The sequence below is a fragment of the Desulfosarcina sp. genome, assembly GCF_033791525.1.
Lineage (GTDB): Bacteria > Desulfobacterota > Desulfobacteria > Desulfobacterales > Desulfosarcinaceae > Desulfosarcina.
The window spans coordinates 1-2920 of the sequence record NZ_JASJGN010000340.1; the positions used below are offsets into that span (position 1 = coordinate 1).

At 55.4% G+C, this 2920-nt stretch carries 3 protein-coding genes; all 3 read left to right on the forward strand.

The genetic code is table 11. From position 1 onward, the window contains the following. Nucleotides 1-536 (forward strand): aminotransferase class I/II-fold pyridoxal phosphate-dependent enzyme (locus QNK41_RS16820; RefSeq protein WP_319259012.1); only part of this gene is annotated, 536 nt, incomplete at its 5' end. Between the two features lie 200 nt (nucleotides 537-736). Next, the gene (gene mce / locus QNK41_RS16825; RefSeq protein ID WP_319259014.1) at nucleotides 737-1141 is read left to right on the forward strand and encodes a methylmalonyl-CoA epimerase; all 405 of its coding nucleotides are present in this window, start codon (nucleotides 737-739) and stop codon (nucleotides 1139-1141) included. A 276-nt stretch (nucleotides 1142-1417) separates the two neighbouring features. Continuing rightward, nucleotides 1418-2920 (forward strand): acyl CoA:acetate/3-ketoacid CoA transferase (locus QNK41_RS16830; RefSeq protein ID WP_319259016.1); only part of this gene is annotated, 1503 nt, incomplete at its 3' end.

Consider the following 2920-nt stretch of genomic DNA (forward strand, 5'->3'; position numbering starts at 1 on the left):
ACCGCAAGATCGTCTTCGACGATGCCCAGGTCCCGTCCATTTTCCTAAGCTACGACCAGAGCATTATCGCCACCTCCTATTCCAAGGATATCTCCATACCCGGCGAACGCATCGGTTTTGCCGCGGTAAACCCCGCCGCCACCTATAAAAAGGAACTGATGGCCGGCATGGCGCTGACCAACCGGATTCTGGGGTTTGTCAATGCGCCGGCCCTTATGCAGCGGGTGGTTTCATGTATGCAGGGGATGAGTGTGGACATCGGTGAATACAAACGCAAAAGAGACCTGCTCTGCGACGGCCTTGCCGATGCCGGCTATGATTTCATCAGGCCGCTGGGGGCGTTTTACCTGTTTCCACGAACGCCCGTTGCCGATGACGTGGCTTTTGTCAGAGATCTGCAGCAGGAGTTGATTCTGGTGGTTCCGGGCAGCGGTTTTGCGGGCCCGGGACATTTTCGCATCGCCTTTTGCGTTGATGACCAGACCATCATCAATGCCTTGCCGGGGTTTAGGCGAGTTATGCAAAAATACAAATAGCATCCTTCCAGAAATAGCATCTTGCGGCCCAGGCCGGCGTTCTCACGTTTTCGCAATCCTCGACGTAGCGCTGCTACGCCTGCGGTTGTGAAAACGCTGCGGCCTTGGCCTGAACCACAAGCTACCCTTTCTGAAAGGACACGGATAGGTAACCGGTGAATCCCGGTTATGGTAACGCTTATATAAAAGAGGAGCGATTGATGAAAATTTTAAAGATCGATCATTTGGGCATTGCTGTGAAAAGTATCGACAGCGGTAAAGATTTCTGGTCGGGTGTGCTGGGATTGGATTTCGAAGGCGCGGAAACCGTTGCCGAACAAAAGGTCACCACGGCCTTTTTTCCTGTGGGTGAAAGTGAAGTGGAGCTTCTGGAATCCACCGCTCCGGATGGCCCGGTGGCCAAGTATATCGAAAAGCGGGGACAGGGCATCCAGCATGTGGCGTTCCGTGTCGAAAACATTGACGACGCCTTGGCCGAGTTGAAAGAAAAGGGTGTGCAGCTGATTGACCAGCAGCCCAGAATCGGCGCCGGCGGTGCCAAGATCGCCTTTCTGCATCCCAAGGCCACCAACGGCGTGCTGGTGGAGCTGTGCCAAAGGGATTGATGATCTTTTTTAAATTCGGAAAAGGGGCTTCCCACCGCTGATTTTGCGATTGTGAGCGAATCGTTTTGCAGTGGGAAGCCGCTCCCACTTCCTTTTGTATTGCCAACCGTCTCATCAATTTTTTCTCTGCCAAGCTGGCGTTGCCAATCTTTACGGCATTTATTTTGCTATAGTTTTCCCTACCGACTGGGTTACATGACATGGGTCATGCCGAATCCCCTTCAAGCCATTTTAACTGAAACCATATGTAAAAATAAAAACGTCAGGAGCACTGCCATGGAAAAGAAATCACCCTCGCCAGCATCCGCGCATCCCATGCTGTCCCCGTTGCCTCCGGACCGGGCCAAAAAAGGAAAGGTTGTGTCCGCTGAAGAGGCCGTTCGTATTATCCGGGACGGAGATACCATCGCCACCGGAGGCTTCGTGGGCATTGGGTTCCCCGAACAGATTGCCATTGCCCTGGAATCGTATTTTCTGGAGCACGATCGTCCGCGGAACCTCACCCTGGTTTATGCCGCCGGCCAGGGAGACGGCAAGGAGCGGGGGCTGAATCATCTTGGGCATGTGGGCCTGGTCAAGCGGGTGGTCGGCGGCCACTGGGGATTGGTTCCCAAACTTCAACGGCTGGCTCTGGACAATAAAATCGAAGGATACAACCTGCCCCAAGGGGTCATTTCTCATATGTACCGGGACATTGCCGCCCACAAACCGCGCACCATCACCACGGTCGGCCTGGGTACTTTCGTTGATCCGCTCAACGGCGGTGGAAAAATTAACGACATCACGACCGAAGACCTGGTGGAGCGGATTCAGTTCGATGGCAATGACTACCTGGCCTACAAGACGTTTCCCATCAACGTGGCCATTCTGCGGGGCACAACAGCCGATACCGACGGCAACATCACCATGGAGAAGGAAGCCCTGACGTTAGAAGCGCTGGCCATCGCCACGGCTGCCCGCAATTCCGACGGCTTCGTTATCGTCCAGGTGGAACGGGTGGCTGGCAGGGGGACCTTGAATGCCCGCCAGGTCAAGATTCCCGGAATCATGGTGGACTGTGTGGTGGTTTCCAAACCCGAGCACCACTGGCAGACCTTCGGCGTCCAGTATGACCCCTCGTTCAGCAGTGAAATCAAGGTGCCGATTCAATCGCTGCCGCCCATGGAGATGGGTGATCGAAAGATAATTGCCAGGCGGGCGGCCTTCGAACTGGTGCCCAATAGTGTGGTGAATCTGGGGATCGGCATGCCCGAAGGCGTGTCCAATGTGGCCAACGAGGAAAAGATCATCGAATTTTTGACCCTGACGGCAGAGCCGGGCGTCATCGGCGGACTGCCGGCGGGCGGCCTCAATTTCGGTGCTGCCGTCAACACGGAGGCCCTCATCGATCAGCCGTCCCAGTTCGATTTCTACGACGGCGGCGGGCTGGACCTGGCATTTCTCGGCCTGGCGCAGGCCGACGAAGCCGGCAATCTCAATGTGAGCAAGTTTGGTCCCAAGCTGGCCGGTGCCGGCGGTTTTATCAACATCAGCCAGTCCGCCAAGCAGGTCGTCTTCGTCGGAACCTTTGCCGCCGGTGGCCTGAAGATTTCCGTCCAAAATGGCAAGTTGATTATCGACCGGGAAGGCAAGGTGAAAAAGTTCGTTAAACTGGTGGAGCACGTCACTTTTTCCGGTGCCTATGCCGTATCCAAAAACCAGCCCGTGCGTTATGTCACCGAACGATGCGTTTTCCGGCTGACATCGGACGGGATGGAACTGATCGAAGTCGCTCCGGGG

Excerpts from the sequence above, each read along its gene's own strand:
- mce (WP_319259014.1), top strand. The coding sequence starts at position 737 with ATGAAAATTTTAAAGATCGATCATTTGGGCATTGCTGTGAAAAGTATC.